Below are 15,449 nucleotides of genomic sequence, written 5' to 3' on the forward strand. Positions count from 1 at the left end.
TGCGTAATCACTCAGAGTAATTAAAGCTTATTGTTTTTGGCTCTATTTTTAATAGTAAATCGTTACCGTGACTGTATCGCTATAACTACCTTGAGGCGGTGTAGTCTGTGGCGCCGTACGGGCATAAATACTTTGGGCTTGCGCGCTACCCGTGCCGATACCAGCAAGCGTGTCGCTATTAAGGGTGTCGCCCCAGCGCTGGCTCCGAGCGGCATTTCGATATAACTCGTAACTTACATATTTGCCAGCGCCGTTATGCATACGGCGGGTGTTTCCGTTAGCATTCTGACCATTGTCTAAACCAATCTGATAAGGCGTAGTGTTGGTGCACTGCGGCGCAATAATAGCGGTGGTGTCTATATTCGCGCTGAGAACCCCTTGCGTGCCAAAACTTACGTTTTGTACAGAAAAAACGGGATGGCAACTCGCCTCTACAATGGCGCTAGCGACAAAGGGGAAGCTGCCAGTACCGCTAAATGAACCACCACTGGTGCAGCTTGCAGGAAATGATGGAGGGAAAAGCGTCCCCACACTGCCTCGATATTGCATTTGAGCATCGACACCCGAGAAATTATTGCTGTAACTGCCAGGGATGACTGTGTTTTGGCTAGAATTAACATTGCCATAAACAGTAATACTCCCACTTCCAGAGCCACCCAATAGCGGCGCTGTATATTGCAGACTAACCTGATTAACTGTAGCTGGAGTATCAGGCCAAACCACCGAGTGCGCGGCATTTTGATATAGGTTGAACTGCAGCTCGTTGCTCCCACTGGTCATTCGCCTTGGTAGGATACTGCTTGTACCTTGAGTGCCACTGCCAATACTAAAACAAAGCATAAGCTTTATGGTTTGTAGTGCGGTTATGCCGCTGGTATTGCATTGGTAGTTAATGGTGGCACTAACACCGCTCCAACCGGTAAAAGGATCACTCGCGCCAAAAGCTACATTAGTCATAGTCGCACTGCAGCTAGTGGCGGCTTGAGCAGCGGTCGGCATGGCTATTAGCATTGTGAGCAAGGCTGCAGTTATATAGGGTGCTGTCATGGTTGGTCTCGGCAGATCAATGGCCCGATGGCTGAAATACCATCCATTTTCTCAGGTAGAACTACGTCTACAGCACAGCTGCCAGCGTCAGCTTTATCCACGATAACTGCACTATGTGTAGGCAAATCCTCTACATAGACTTGACCATCGTGGCCCACAATCGCGAGGGTTTTTCCATCTTGCAGCACACGACTGCCAAGGGCCATTGCTTTACCTGCATGGTCGTGCAGGGTAAGTAAGACAGCACGAACTTGGCGTAAACCGAAACCAACGCGCACCCCCGCGCGCTCAGCCGGTACAGCGAGCACACTCTGCCGGTCGAATTGAATACTACTCGGCAATTGCAAAGGATCTATCGACACTTGATTACCACGGTAGGCTCCCAAGCCCGTCAGCAAATAATAGCCCTGTTTATTGGTGCGGCCAATAGGCCGATTTTCCAATAGAACGGGCACGTCAGCAATGCCGTTAGTGGAGACCAATGCGAAACTGTCGCTGACCTCGCGGGCAGGGAAAATACTTTGAGGTGCGTCAGCCATCCAGATAAATGAGCCGCTAAGGTCTCCGAAGGCGGACTCGCCACTGGGTAACGAGCGAATCCCACCGCCAATTTGTGCGTTATCACCTCGGTATAGTGCATCCGCTTGTAGGTAATCGACATTCTCTGAGCGCTGCATTTGTAGTCCCCAACCAGTACCGCCGTCAGCCGATACCCCACGACTGAGATAAGCTGCCTGTTGACTGCCGCCGTCGCGACTGCGATTGGCAGAAACACCGCCATTAACGCGACCACCCAAAGATACTGACAGACCTGCATACAGACTATAGCCCTCGCCATTACCGAGCTCTCGAGAGGCGTTGACAAACAGTGTGACCCCCGAAAAAAGGCGTCTGCTGTAACTAGCGCCAACACTTCGGTAAGACTCCTCTTCTAGCCTATCGAGGCGGCTGTAGTTTAGCGATACTCGGCCACTGGCACTGGAGCCCACACCGAGTAGTAGCCGCTCGGTACGCTCTGCTGGCGGGCGGCCATCCCTAGAAGCGATGTCACGATAATTGCCAAAGCTACGCTGCAAACTGTAATCAACCGTAACGCCATGACGACTCCAATTATATCCCAAGGTTTGTTGCCTGCCGTCTGCTTGGCGGCCTGAACTCTGCGCCCAAGCGCCACTAAACAGTCCCGCTCCACCCAATGTAAATAGCGCTCCGACGCCCGCCGCCGCGAGTTGATCATCACCTTCAGCGTGACTTTCTAAAGTGAGAGTGTCGCTAAGGCCGTGACGCAGACTCGCACTCGCGACGAGCTGATCGCGATAGCTAAACGAGTCGGTGCCATATAATTGACGAACACTGCCTGCCTCCAAAGAAAAATCACTCAATCCCTTTTGCAGCAAGCGAGGTGAACTGTAGAAAGAAAAATCTTGCACGGTGGTGCGCCCCAGGGCATCTGTTAACACCATTTGTGCTTGGCTCAGGCCGCTAACCGATGGCGTACTGTCAATCCGATAAGCGCCGGGTAAAACCTCGCCATTGTATTGGCGTTGGCCCTCCACATAGAGCTCGACTTGCGAGGGTAGCGCTGCTTCGCCGAAAAATGCAGGCAGCGGCTGAGTAACTAGTTCCGGCTGAAGGGCAAAATTACGTCGCAATTGGACGCCGCCGAGTCGTGTCGCTCGGGTCCATGACAAGCCACCACTAATAACGTCCCCCGCTATCACGGTGAGTAAATCGTCTTGAGAAGACCACGTCCAATGTGTATCTAGGCGAGTATAACTGTCATTGTCGCCACTACTGGCAGCACGTAATAAGCCGGTATTTTCCACCACATGATTGTCAGCAAAGGCGCGCATGGCGGTGCTAGCTGCGAGGTCATATTCACCCCGCTCATCTAAGGTCATGTACATATCGTAATTGAGTAACGCACCAAGACTAGCCTGTGCTTGCGGAGTGCGACTGCGGTCGCTGCGATAAGACTGCAAACTCATATTGAGTAAATGAGGGGCGACCGTAACGTGCAACTGTTGCAGCGCTACGTCGTAGCGGTAATTGAGATCATGGATTGAATCTAACGCCAGATACCGCTCCTCCGATGGATTGCTCAAGGCTATGCCGATTACGCCTAGATGTTGCGGCAATACATAGAACGTACCATTGAGCGGCATCACCTGCAGGATATAGCTAGTGGGCACCATATTGAGAACCACTTCGAGATAAAGTGGCTCTTGACTGCCAGGCATGACAGGTCCATCGAGAAGTGTAATACCGCCGTAAGATGTCGGAGCAGGGGCAAGGTCGGCGCTAACCCAAACCGGTGCTAACGCGCAGCTAATCAGTAACGTCAGCTGGCACCAAAGGGAACCGAGTGGGCTGACCATTGACCTGCATCCTTATTTCCGTCGCTGTAGCCGCGCCGCCTAGCAAATTGACAGACCAACGCTGCGAATTCCCCGATAGTAAGTAACCTGCAAGGCCTTTATGTTCATAGAGAACGCGAGCTTCGCTGTCCATCAGTTTGAGATCAGTAATCTGGGCGCGGCTACTGCCGGTATTATCGGCTACTAATTGCAAGCCTGCCTCGGTATTTTGCAAGCGCCAGTTGAGCTTGGCGCCAGCACCACCCATAGGTGAAGCAATAAATGCTGGGATAGAAAAGCGTAATAAAAAATTAAGACCCGGTTGTGCACCGGCTTGGCTGTCGGCGCCCATTTCGTTGACAGAAGGGGACGGTAATTCGTCCACTAAAATACGAAAACTGCGCTCACCGGAGAGCGTGTCTGGCGCTATCCCGCCGCGCTGGATAATCCGCACTATCTGTTTACCGCCTGGGGCAATATTTAAAAATGGCGGACTGGCTACCAGTGCCGTAGAGGGTGTAAGCACATCCTTTCCGTCCTGCTGCTGCCACATAAAAATCCGCACTTGCGCTCGTAACGCGGTGGCGCCAGTATTGCGCAAGGTCAAACCCTTAGCGATCTCTTGGGGTGCGAACTCAATTAAAGTAGGGGCAACACCTAAGCCGGCAGCTAATGTTGGAAGAATTGTCAGCGCAAGAAGCAGCCCCAAAAAATGGTGGAGCCGCAACGAGAACCAAAAGACAAACAGTAGACTGCGCATAAATTAAGGGGTCACTTAGAATACTTAGAAAGTTACCGTAACCGTCACTGTATCAGAATAAGCGCCCGCAGGCGGGGTAGTGGCGTTATCACCTGTTTCAACGCGCCCATATACCGAAAAAATCTTTTCGACGCCCGTACCAGTGTCGGCGTTAACGCTACCAAAGGCGGTGTCATCTCCCCACAAGGTAGTGTGGCCTGCGTCGTTGTAAAGACGGTAGCTAACAAAGTTAGTGCCATCGGTCATGCGACGTGTTGTAGCGCCCTGGTTTTCGCCCGCATCCAACGCAAGATCGTAAGCTAAAGCACTCGTGCAAGTAACAGACACTGTCGACGTCGCCGTGTAATTGGTGTTAAGCAACTGAACGGTACCGAAGGCCATATCGGTGGCTGGCGTAGTGAGGTCACAACTATTTTCGATAGTAATAGTGACGTCAAAAGTATCGGTTACGTCTGCAAGTAAGGTACTTGACCATACCAGCGTGGCAGCCATGAATCCCAAAATGTAATTCCGTTTAATAGCCATGCTCAATACTCTCGTTACCTAATAATGTGTGAAATAAGAGTATGTGCCTTTGAGAGCGTATACATAGATAGTAATTATACGGATTAGAGTGTATGTGTAGTGTAAGTGGGCTTTTTGGGTTTTATCAATTGCACTGCTAGAATCCTCGCAGAAGTCCCAAGCTATCAGTTTTTACAAACTACTGTTACGCTTGAGCTAAACATATTTATGGTTATTGAGATTATAGTGTTCTGTGACGGACTAACATACAGAGTGCGGCGTTGAAATTTCATTAACGCTGTTTCAATGAAATGCTTGGAAGCACCTACATTATGTTTAACGTGGTAGTCAGCCATAGTAATGACCCTGATACTTCTGCGGCTACTGAAGATATTGTTGTTCAGTGTCAGGAGCAGCTCGGCGGGCAGAAACCCTCGGCTGGTTTGCTTTTTGCTGCCATTGACTTTGACCACCAATCACTATTAAACGGTATTATGGATGTATGGCCAGATCTGCAATTGATTGGCTGTACCACTGACGGCGAGGTCTCTTCGATACTTGCGTTCCAACAGGATTCGGTCACCCTGATGCTGTTCTGTACAGACAACACTATTCAAATCAGCGCTGGTATTGGTCGGGACGTTGCTATTGACGCTGCAGCGAGTGCTGGGGCGGCGATAAGCTGTGCGATACAAACTCTGACCAAGCCAGTGCGCTTGTGTATTGCCGTGTCAGAAAGCTTAGGCGTCAATAGTAAGTCTATTTTGGATGGTTTGGCTGATGCGCTACCCGCAGGCGTGCCGGTTGTGGGAGGGCTTGCGGCCGACCGTTGGCAGTTCGACACCACTTATCAATTTCACGGCCGAACTTTGTGTTCTAACGCTGTACCTGTGTTGGTATTTGCCGGAGCTTTGCAGTATGGGCATGGGGTGGCAAGCGGCTGGCAGCCGATAGGTAATCCTGGCACAGTGACACGCTCTGAAGCGAACACAATTTTTGAGATAGACGGTAAACCGGCATTGTCATACTACAGGGATTATCTCGGCGAGCATGAGCCTTCGTCAAATTATCCGCTTGCCGTATTTACTGATGATGAGCGATTTTATCTGCGTGCTCCTAGCGGTGAATTTGATGTTGACACCGGTAGCGTTGATTTTTTTGCTGAGGTGCCACAAGGCGCCAAGGTTCAGATGAGCGAGTCTAATCGAGACAATATTCTGGCCGCAAGTCGTGAATCGATGTTGCAGGCAATAACCGCCTATGGCCCAGGTGAGCCTGCCGCCGTCCTGTATTTTTCCTGTGCAAGTCGTCGTCAGTTATTGGGGACGCGCACCCACGAGGAGTTCGAGCTAGCCCGTAGCTGCAGTGGTATCTCTGCGCCGAGTTGCGGATTTTACACCAACGGTGAAATCAGCCCAATGGAGCTCAATGGACCTGTCAGCTTTCATAATGAAACGTTTATTTCTTTGTTGATTGGCCCCGAAATTCAGGGCAAAACCTAATGCCTGCCTCGCAGAAAGAACTAGAAAAACAATTGCGGATTCTGCGTAAGCAGCTGGAACGCTCGGAAGCTGATCGTTCAGAGTTGGAAGTAAGCAGAGAGAAAAACGACGCATTACTACATAAAGTGATTATTGAATTGCGCGACTCCAAGCAAGATCTAGAATTAAAGAGCGCGGAGCTGGCTAAGACATTGCAAGAATTAAAATCAACTCAAGATGAGTTGATTCAGTCAGAAAAAATGTCAGCTTTGGGTTTGTTGGTAGCCGGTGTTGCACATGAAATCAATACCCCAATAGGCGTCTGCGTGACTGCAGGATCACATATGCAAAGCGCGACAGATTCCTTGGTAATTACGATGAAGAATGATGAGCTTACAGAAAGCTCGGTGGAAAAGTCTGTGTTACATATTCAGGAAACGGCCGATATTATTTTACGAAATTTAAGCCGTGCTGCCGATCTTATCCAAAATTTCAAACAGGTTGCGGTTGACTGCTCTGTCGAAAGTAATCGCGCCTTTAACGTTGCGGAATATTTGAATAGCGTATTAAGCTCAGTGCATTCGCTATTCAAAAACCGTGCGATCACGGTGTCTATTCACGGTCCGATGGACATATTCATAGACGGTGACCCTGGGGCGTTTGCCCAGATTATCACCAACTTCATTACTAATTCCCTTGTTCATGGTTTTGGCCCGGACGGCTCGGGAAATATCCAGATCGATTTCGAAGCAAAAGATGATTGCTTGTACTTGTGCTATCAAGACGATGGTGTGGGCATAAGTGCTATGGATTTAAAAAAAATATACGAACCATTTTTCACAACAAAGCGTGGTCAGGGCGGCAGTGGTCTTGGTTTGAATATTGTGTTCAACCTCGTCGTAAGCAAATTGAAGGGCAGCATTGATTGCGAGAGCGAAGTGGGCAAAGGCTGCTGCTTTACTGTAATACTGCCAGGTTTACAGACCCGCCCCAATAATATTTGATCAGTATGGGTCCTGTGCGCCGCCTTAAATTTAAGTGTCATGCCATCCTTATTTTTTGCAATCTTGCTGCTTTCTCTATTCAACGGGCGGATATCCTCTCTATTTTCGAAATGCCCGCGTTAAATTGGCGGGGTCTAAAAAGCCACGCATGTGGTAATTGCATTAGCAGTCTACGTTGACGTTGAAGAAGGCGAGTGCCGGTTTTCTTTCCCACCTCATCAAGTCATATTTTCTAGAGCGGTATTCTTCTGTTGCTTCATATTGGCTTTGATGAAGCGTGCTCTGCGCGCTCCCCTTCTTATTAATCTCAGCGTATTACTCCACGGCCATTACTGCACAGTTAGACAAATAAGTGCCGTAGTGCAATACTCGAATTGTTTTACCGATTCGCATACCAATAATGAATAACAGCGAGGCTAAACAATGCAAAGAACGCTAGTGAGTGTGCTATCCCTTGGGTCACTTTTGAGTTTCACGATGCCCGTCGTGGCACAGGCTGAGTCGAGTTCTGGGAAAAAGCTCCAGCTGGAAGAGGTACTTGTTACGGCTCAGAAGCGTGTTGAGTCGCTGAGCGATGTGCCTGTGTCGGTCACAGCCTTAGATGGCGATAAATTGCAGAAGGCGGGAATATCAAATCTTAGCGATTTGTCTGATTACACACCCAATTTTAAAATGGTTGAGGGTGGCTTGTTACCTAATGTGTATATGCGCGGTGTTGGGTCTGGTTCGAATCAAGGCTTTGAATTGTCGGTGGGGATATTCTCGGACGGTGTTCATCTAGGGCGGCCGCATCAAACACGCGGCGCGTTTATGGACCTAGAGCGTGTCGAAGTGCTGCGTGGGCCGCAGTCTATTTTGTTCGGTAAAAACGCAATTGCGGGTGCCTTGAGTCTGATTTCGGCTAAGCCAGGCGACGAGATTGAGTCTCATTTTAGTGGTATGACGGGTGGTCCTGACGATACTCAGGAGTTTAATGCCATGGTGTCGGTTCCATTGTCGGGGACCTTTGGTGTGCGAGCGGCTTTCCGCAGTCGCGACGAAGAAGGTTATATGTTTAATGAAAATCCTGAACAAGACCGTAAAGAGCCCGCGGTGGAGGAGTTTTCAGGACGTGTTACCTTTGGTTGGGATCCGACCGACGCGATTACTTCGACCTTAAAACTAGAAAAGACGAATCGGGTGCAGCGCGGTAGACAGTTTGAAATCACTCATGCAAGTGCACTCACGGGGTGTAGTGGTGAGAATGTAAAATTCGACGGTATTAAAAATGCTGATACTGACGAGTACGCTGAAATAGACAACTACAACGCGACGTTAAACGTGGATGTCGATCTAGCGGGTGGCACGTTTAGCTCTGTTACGGCAGCCACCGGTTTTGATTCAGAAGATTTGTTCGACGGTGATTCTAGCAGCTTTAATACCGTACCTTTGTTGGGTGTCGAAGAATATGACCAGCTCAGTCAGGAGTTTCGTTTTACCTCGCCGGGCGGGGAGTTTGTCGATTATATTTTTGGCGCGTTCTATCAGCGTGGCGAGATGGTATTTGATGAGTCTACGCCTTTGGTTGTGCGTAACGGGGCCTTAGCTGATGCCGGACGCGACCCCATTGGCTGTTTGATCAATATGCAAACCAATGTCTCTGCTGATCTTGAAAAGGATTTTTATATGAACAGTGATGCTTGGTCGGGCTTTGTGCAGTTGACGTTTAACTGGAGCGAGACTTTGCGGACAACACTGGGTATTCGTTATGTACGTGAGGAGAAAGAAGGCTTCCGAGAGTTATTCCTGTATCAGTCAGGTACGAAGAATGATGTTGACCCAGTGACCGGCGCGGTCTTGGCTGCGCTGAATATAGAGGCTCACGAGCTGGATCGCATACGTGATGTGAGCGTCACGCTACCTTCTGTTAATTTGCAGTGGGACGCTACGCCAGATGTGATGACGTATCTCACCGCCACTCAGGGTGCTAAGTCTGGTAGCTTTGATGCACGGAATAATAATGCGAACTACGGACCAGGCGGTGGCGGTAGTAATTTTGAGTTCGAAGACGAATTGGCTACAGCGTATGAGCTGGGTGCCAAAATGACCTTGGCCGACGGTGCGGCTGAACTGAATCTAGCGGTATATCACGTTAAATACGAAGACATGCAAGTGAGTGTGTTTGACGGTGTTGCGGGCTTTGTAGTGTCAAATGCGGGCAGCGCTTTGACCCAAGGTATTGAGCTCGATAGCCGTTGGTTGCTGAGTGAATGGTTTATGTTGAGTAGTTCGCTTGCGTATCTCGATTTTGAATGGCTGGACTATCGCGAAGGTCCTTGTGTGGCAACGGACGAAGAAGATATTTGCGATTTAAGTGGCAAAGAAAATCAACAGACGCCGAAGTGGACTGCCGCGTTGTCGGGCACGCTTAGCTTCCCTTTGAGCGCCAGTGTTATGCTCGACTTCACCGCCGACGCCTCCTATAAAGATACCCATTTCACTTCCGGGGATCTTGACCCTCGTGGTATTCAGGAGGCGTATACCAAGGTGAATGCTCGTCTGGCCATCGGCGAGACCAATGGCCGCTGGTCGCTGGCGCTGGTAGGGAAAAATCTGAGCGATGAAATGACGATTGGTATTGGCTCGCCTACCGTATTAGACGTTGGTGGTTATCGGGGTACACTCGAGCCGCTGCGCTCGTATTATTTAGAGGGGCGGGTGCGCTTTTAGTAATGTTTAGTCAATGTAGTCTAAAGGCTGTATTGACTAAGCCCTCTCCCGCGAGCGCGCTCATTGCGCTCGGGCTCTATTGCTTACAATCCTGCTGCCCCCTAAATTCGCTGGGCGAGCACCCAGTCCATTTTCGAAATGCCCGTCTGAAATTGGCGGGATCTGAAAAACCTAGGCGCACGGCAATTGCGTTAATAGTCATGCTCTGATTTTGCAAAGGAGAAGCGCACGTCGTTTTAATCAAACACATTTTCTGGCGCGCCTAGGCCGGCATCGAGCCCCATTACTGGTTTGCCCCTAGGGCGAGAACCTTGGCCGTATTGAGGGAGCATGTGGTTTTGAAGAAGAAAGCCGTTGGCTGCGTAACCCCGCCGCTGTAAGGCGTTTGGGCCTCGGCGCCGTATGTCCATAATGGTTCAGTGCCGACGGTATGGCAGGTCCTTAAGCCTGATGCTCGCCACGACGTATGGCGTAGACAGAGTAAGACTACCCCGAATATGACGGTGAACGCCTTTGAGACCAAACTCAGCGGCACGAGCGGCGGCTATGATTTTGAGCAGCTGGGCTGGAAGCATGAAAAGCTGGTGTGTGACGACGGCGGCCAAGGTATACCGTACTACACCTGTCAGCCCCAAGCAGATGCGCCAGAGGAATTGCAGTGCTTGTTCTGTTCCCTGGATGGTGGCTTGCTGTGGCCAATGTGGATTGTGCCGCCGCCAGTCGGCGCCCAAGGGCTCGAAGACCGTAAGGTGATGAGCAACAACATGTACTCAAAGCGTAACTCTGGGCACGAGTTCACCAAGGTGCTGACCGACCAAGAGCGCTATGCCATCATCGAGTATTTAAAAACGCTGTAAATTGCGTGGGGAGTCTGCTTCAGCGTGGCCCACACTAACTAAACTGTGTGGGCTTTTGGGTTTTGATTTACTGGTGAATGTAGTGTGACGCGCCAATATCGAGTACCTTAAGACACGTTGACCCCAAAGAGGGCGATAGCGACTGTGGCAGTTGTGAAGCTATAAATAAAAATAATGGTATGAATCGCTATGATAGATTTACGAACCCTAATGATCGCCTTAGTGCTACTTACACTGGCTGGCAATGTGACTGCACTTGACGTTGGTGAAAAAGCGCCTGAGTTCAGCCGTTCCGCGCTAGTAAATAGTCAGCATCATAATCTGAGCGACTACCTAGGTAAGGTGGTTTATGTGGATTTTTGGGCGTCTTGGTGTGGGCCATGTCGTCAGTCCTTGCCCGCCTTAGATGCCCTGTATAGCGAATTCACTGAACAAGGCTTTGTGGTGCTAGCGGTAAATGTTGATGCCTATCTTGATGACGCTAAAACGTTTCTGAAAGCCTACCCAGTGTCTTATCCGGTATTGCGCGACCCAGATAACCGTTTACCGGCGGTCTATGGCGTAAAAGGCATGCCTACGGCTTTTTTGCTTGATAGGCAGGGCACTGTGCGTCGCGTTCACGAGGGTTTTCGTATTGGCGATGCGCAGAGAATCCGCGCAGAAATTCTAAATTTACTGGCTGAGGAATCCTGATATGCGATTGTTGTTAGTAGTGATGGCCGTAGGATTATTGCCTGCCTGTGCGGTTGAACCCGTGGCCGCCTGGGAGCGGGATTATTTGGCCCGGCCAGAAATGGCCTGGGACCCAGACGCACTAAGTAGCTCGTATCGAAATCACGTGCATTTCAGTAAGGAGGCCAGTAATGGCGGTGCTACTGCGGGTGGCGGTGGTTGTGGCTGTAATTAAGGGGTGATGATATGAGTCAGAACAATAAAAGCAAACGCGCCCTCACCGCATTGACCAGCGCGGCGCTGGCGGTTCCTGGGCTCAGTGGTTCGGTCCAAGCGGCTTCGGTGTTGACCGAAACGCTTGTGCAATACAAGGCGTCGGCATACCGCGAAGCGGATCTCGATAGCAGGAAGTTGTCGGGGGGATCGGCGCAGCGCTATGAAATAGACTCGCAACAAGTTCGCGTGCAACTGCCGTTGGGGGACCGGACTGACGCCAGTATTGAATTGATGTACGAGACCATGAGTGGCGCGTCGCCTTGGTTTATTCTGCCGGGGCAAGACGGTCCTATGCAGGTGATGAGTGGTGCGACCATTCACGAGGAGCGCAAAGATCTACAGGCCAAGATTAATCATTTGGTCAACGACAAAACAGTTATTTCGGTACTGAGCGGCGTGTCAGACGAAAATGACTATTTTGCGGTAAATGCGGGGGTGGAAGCCCTATATGAAATTCCGGATACTCAATTAACGCTCACGGCGGGTTTGGGTTATAGCGATGACGAACTCGAGCCAACAGACGGTGCAGTATTAGCTGATCGAATTACAAGCGCCAAGAAAGCTAGCACTACCGCCTTTGTTGGCGTTTCTCAAATTCTGAATAAAACGACGGTGGTGCAGGCGAGTTTGAGTTACAGCCTGAATCAAGGATTTCTTTCAGATCCCTATAAAAAAGTGTGGATTAGTGATCAGGCAAATACCTTTAATGACAGTCGTCCTGATGAACGGCATCAATTTGTGGCGCAGGGCCGCTTACGGCATTTCTTGCCGGAGTTAAAAGCCGCCTTACATCTAGATTTCCGTTACTTTGAAGATGACTGGGAAATTGCCTCCAGCACCTCGGAGCTCGCCTGGTATCAAAATCTTCCCAATGGCTGGGTGTTCGCGCCATCACTGCGTTACTACTCGCAAACTCAAGCTTATTTCTATGCCCCGTATTTTTTCACCGCGCGCAGTGACGGTTTTGGCTCCAGCGATTATCGTTTGTCCCCCTACGGTGCACTTAGTTTGAAGCTGCGTCTTGAAAAGCGTTGGCAAAATCTGGACCTGCATGCGGAGTGGGAGCGCTACGAGGCCAGTGCGGATTATTCTTTAGAATCAGTTAATATTGAAAACCCCGCACTGGTGGAATTTGATATCCTCTCTCTGGGGTTTAACTGGCGGCTGTGAAATCCCTCATACTGCGCGCCTGAATACTCTTTGAAACTGACTGGAGAGAACGGCGTGCAGCTTTACCACTATCCCTTTACCGCGATGGCGAGCCCCTGCGAGTTACGTTTGTACGCGGGTTCCGAATCACAGGCTAAGGCTGCCGCCGACGCGGGCATTGCTGAGGTTTTACGTATCGAGCATCGCTATTCCCGCTATCGTGACGACAGCATTGTCGGTCAAATCAATGCCGCTGCCGGCGGTGATCCTGTTCGTGTTGATGAGGAGACCGAGGCACTGCTCAACTACGCCGCTACCGCTTATGCAGAGAGTGGCGGTCTGTTCGATATAAGTTCCGGGGTGCTGCGCGAGGTTTGGAATTTTAAGCTTGGCCAGTTACCTAGCCCCGCCGCCGTGGCGTTTTGTTTAAAACGCGTGGGTTGGAAAAAGGTGCAATGGCAGCCGCCATATATTTCATTGCGGGCAAATATGCAGTTGGATTTTGGTGGTTTTGGCAAGGAGTACGCCGCCGACCGCGCTGCACAAATATGCACCGACATGGGGATCGCGCATGGCTTGGTTGAGCTCGGCGGTGATATTCGCATTATTGGCCCTCACCCGGATGACAGTCCTTGGCAGATTGGTATTCGTCATCCCCGCGACCCTGAGCACGCTATGGCGGTGATTCCTCTAAAATCTGGAGCGTTAGCGAGCAGTGGCGATTACGAGCGTTATATGGTTGTCGATGACAAACGTTACAGTCATATCCTTAACCCTCGCAGTGGGCGCCCGGTAGATACACCAATGGCCGGGGTGACGGTGGTGGCGCCGCTTTGTTTGCTCGCTGGCACGGGGGCGACGGTCGCGATGTTGCATGGTGAATGTGACGCACCAGCCTGGCTAGCCGATTTGGGGTTGCCGCATTTGTGGATTACTCAAGCGGGGGCCGCGGGAGGCGACTTGCTTCCTTAGCTGGGTAATTTCTGTTTTTACTGGCCCGCGGCGCATGTGGAATGTACGTATAGACTTGTTGCTTATTGTTCTAGGCTTATGTTTTTAAATAAAAATACCGAAAATTAACCCGTTCTCCATAAACTTGCCTGATGTTAGCTTGCTGCTTATATTAACTAACACGCATATTAAGTTGTGTGTTGCAGTTGAATTTTACACGGGCCGGCCAGGCTAAGGTCAGGTGTGTTCGTACTCCATAATAGATAATAAAGGCAGATTAGATATGACAAAGTTATCGGAGATCGAAGGTATTGGCGAGGCGTATTCAAGTAGGCTTGTGAGTGAAGGTATTTCAAGCATAGAAGCCTTGTTAGAAAATTGCGGAGCAAAGACAGCTCGCAAAAATCTGGCAGAAAAATCAGGTATCAGTGAGAAGCGTATTCTTAACTGGGTAAACCGAGCAGACTTAGCGCGGATAAATGGCGTGAGCACGCAGTATGCCGATCTGCTAGAAAGCGCAGGTGTCGATACTGTACCTGAGCTGGCGCAGCGCAATGCTGAAAACTTGCATAAGAAAATGGCCGAACGGAACGAAGAGGTTCATTTAGTTCGTAAAGTACCGGCGCTATCGCAAGTGCAGAGCTGGATCGATCAGGCTAAAGATCTACCCCGTAAAATCACACATTAAGCTGGCTGCAGCAAGGGAGCGCGGCTTTCTATCCTGCTGCATTGCAGTAATCCCGATGTCTCGGATTTATTGTAATGCACTTCGTAGTTCTGCTATTTCTTGCTGAGCCTCGTGTAAAAAGGCCAAGCCTTTTTGCGGCCCGACTTCGGCTAAATTCAGTTTTTGAAACGCAGGCAGGCTGCTTAGCTTTGGCATCCTTTTGTGAATAGGCTCGTTTAAATAGCTATGGTAGCGCGCGACCAATACGAGGTCGGCGAGGTCGGCAGGGCCGGGTTTGTCTCTTAGCCAATTGCCACGCTCCAAGCCAACCACGACGAGTTCATTGTCGAAATGCCAATGATTTAACACTAAACCACTGATTTTTCCCGTGTAGTTGTGGAGTAAGTCGTCGATTCCTATATCGTCGTCTAACAGTGCAGGGTAGCTGCTTAAATTGGCCAGTAAGGGCAGTGCGCCGATGTCTTGGATAAGTCCCGCTAGCTGGGCACGCTCTGGCTCAAAGCCACAATGACGAGCCATAACATGGGCGAGGGCGGCGGTGTAAACACTGCGTTGCCAAATCTCCCTCAGCCGATGTTTTACCGTGGGATTATTCATGTGGAACAGCGTCTTAAGCGCATAGCTTGCGGTGAGATCGCGGGTGGTGTCTAAGCCAAGCCGGCGCAGCGCACTGCACAGGTCATTGGTGGAGTGGCGACGTTTGTAGTGGCTGCTAATACTTTGCTTTATTAAGTAGGCGCTCAAGCCAGGGTCTTGCTGCACAACTCGGGCGAGGTCGGCAATATTCAGGTCTTCTTTTCGCGCGGCAATGCGTACATCAATCGCAATATCGGGAAGACTAGGCAATTCTAGGGTGCCAGATTTTAACGCCGTCATAATGCACGTAAGGAGATGCTGCTTGTTGCTAGGGGTGCTTTCTGTGTACTCCCTTTGTTGTGCTGCTGACATAGCGAACCTGACCGCTTAAATGATCTACAAGCTTCCTCGTTGAGTG

At 50.3% G+C, this 15,449-nt stretch carries 15 protein-coding genes and 1 pseudogene; 10 read left to right on the forward strand and 6 right to left on the reverse strand.

The window, feature by feature from the left end; all coding sequences use genetic code 11:
* Window positions 1-48 precede the first annotated feature (48 nt).
* Genes ABD836_RS15575 through ABD836_RS15590 form a run of 4 tightly spaced genes read right to left on the reverse strand, consistent with a single transcriptional unit; the run spans window position 49 to window position 4,689 of the window.
* Window positions 49-1,047 carry a Csu type fimbrial protein gene (locus ABD836_RS15575; RefSeq protein ID WP_344937739.1) on the reverse strand — a complete coding sequence of 333 codons (999 nt, stop codon included), beginning with the start codon at window positions 1,045-1,047 and terminating at the stop codon, window positions 49-51.
* Window positions 1,044-3,425 (reverse strand): fimbria/pilus outer membrane usher protein, encoded by a 2,382-nt coding sequence (locus ABD836_RS15580; RefSeq protein WP_344937741.1) that lies wholly within the window; start codon window positions 3,423-3,425, stop codon window positions 1,044-1,046. Before ABD836_RS15580 ends, ABD836_RS15575 begins: the two co-directional genes overlap by 4 nt.
* Entirely contained in the window at window positions 3,376-4,164 is a 789-nt protein-coding gene (locus ABD836_RS15585) for a fimbrial biogenesis chaperone (RefSeq protein ID WP_344937743.1), read from the reverse strand. Before ABD836_RS15585 ends, ABD836_RS15580 begins: the two co-directional genes overlap by 50 nt.
* Window positions 4,165-4,188: 24 nt before the next feature.
* Window positions 4,189-4,689 (reverse strand): Csu type fimbrial protein, encoded by a 501-nt coding sequence (locus tag ABD836_RS15590; protein WP_344937745.1) that lies wholly within the window; start codon window positions 4,687-4,689, stop codon window positions 4,189-4,191.
* 311 nt (window positions 4,690-5,000) lie between these two features.
* On the opposite strand from ABD836_RS15590, the gene ABD836_RS15595 reads away from it, so the two are divergent.
* From ABD836_RS15595 to ABD836_RS15605, 3 genes are all read left to right on the forward strand, one after another.
* Window positions 5,001-6,170, forward strand: a complete 1,170-nt coding sequence (locus tag ABD836_RS15595; protein ID WP_344937747.1) for an FIST signal transduction protein — start codon at window positions 5,001-5,003, stop codon at window positions 6,168-6,170.
* Window positions 6,170-7,153: an ATP-binding protein gene (locus ABD836_RS15600; protein ID WP_344937749.1), complete on the forward strand. Its 984-nt coding sequence runs from the start codon at window positions 6,170-6,172 to the stop codon at window positions 7,151-7,153. The genes ABD836_RS15595 and ABD836_RS15600 overlap by 1 nt, the downstream gene beginning before the upstream one ends.
* A gap of 438 nt (window positions 7,154-7,591) precedes the next feature.
* A complete protein-coding gene (locus ABD836_RS15605; protein ID WP_344937751.1) occupies window positions 7,592-9,862 on the forward strand; it encodes a TonB-dependent receptor in 2,271 nt (756 codons plus the stop codon).
* Window positions 9,863-9,938: 76 nt separating this feature from the next.
* Here the strand turns inward: ABD836_RS15605 and ABD836_RS19515 are convergent, their stop codons facing one another.
* Window positions 9,939-10,112, reverse strand: a complete 174-nt coding sequence (locus ABD836_RS19515) for a helix-turn-helix domain-containing protein (protein WP_425583043.1) — start codon at window positions 10,110-10,112, stop codon at window positions 9,939-9,941.
* 142 nt (window positions 10,113-10,254) lie between these two features.
* Here ABD836_RS19515 and ABD836_RS19520 point away from each other — a divergent pair.
* From ABD836_RS19520 to ABD836_RS15635, 7 genes and pseudogenes are all read left to right on the forward strand, one after another.
* Window positions 10,255-10,323: pseudogene (locus ABD836_RS19520) on the forward strand (c-type cytochrome); the annotation flags it as partial.
* Window positions 10,324-10,359: 36 nt separating this feature from the next.
* The gene (locus ABD836_RS15610; RefSeq protein ID WP_344937753.1) at window positions 10,360-10,719 is read left to right on the forward strand and encodes a hypothetical protein; all 360 of its coding nucleotides are present in this window, start codon (window positions 10,360-10,362) and stop codon (window positions 10,717-10,719) included.
* A gap of 189 nt (window positions 10,720-10,908) precedes the next feature.
* Window positions 10,909-11,412: a TlpA family protein disulfide reductase gene (locus ABD836_RS15615; RefSeq protein ID WP_344937755.1), complete on the forward strand. Its 504-nt coding sequence runs from the start codon at window positions 10,909-10,911 to the stop codon at window positions 11,410-11,412.
* 1 nt (window position 11,413) lies between these two features.
* Window positions 11,414-11,626, forward strand: coding sequence for a DUF4266 domain-containing protein (locus tag ABD836_RS15620; protein WP_344937757.1), 213 nt, complete (start codon window positions 11,414-11,416; stop codon window positions 11,624-11,626).
* Between the two features lie 11 nt (window positions 11,627-11,637).
* Entirely contained in the window at window positions 11,638-12,837 is a 1,200-nt protein-coding gene (locus ABD836_RS15625; protein ID WP_344937759.1) for a DUF3570 domain-containing protein, read from the forward strand.
* Between the two features lie 30 nt (window positions 12,838-12,867).
* Window positions 12,868-13,788, forward strand: coding sequence for an FAD:protein FMN transferase (locus tag ABD836_RS15630; RefSeq protein WP_344937760.1), 921 nt, complete (start codon window positions 12,868-12,870; stop codon window positions 13,786-13,788).
* 262 nt (window positions 13,789-14,050) lie between these two features.
* Window positions 14,051-14,455 carry a DUF4332 domain-containing protein gene (locus ABD836_RS15635; protein ID WP_344937761.1) on the forward strand — a complete coding sequence of 135 codons (405 nt, stop codon included), beginning with the start codon at window positions 14,051-14,053 and terminating at the stop codon, window positions 14,453-14,455.
* Window positions 14,456-14,521: 66 nt separating this feature from the next.
* Here ABD836_RS15635 and ABD836_RS15640 read toward each other — a convergent pair whose 3' ends face one another.
* Complete coding sequence (locus ABD836_RS15640) at window positions 14,522-15,331, reverse strand: HDOD domain-containing protein (protein WP_344937762.1); 810 nt, start codon at window positions 15,329-15,331, stop codon at window positions 14,522-14,524.
* Window positions 15,332-15,449: the final 118 nt, after the last annotated feature.

Source organism: Zhongshania borealis, from assembly GCF_039539625.1.
Lineage (GTDB): Bacteria > Pseudomonadota > Gammaproteobacteria > Pseudomonadales > Spongiibacteraceae > Spongiibacter > Spongiibacter borealis.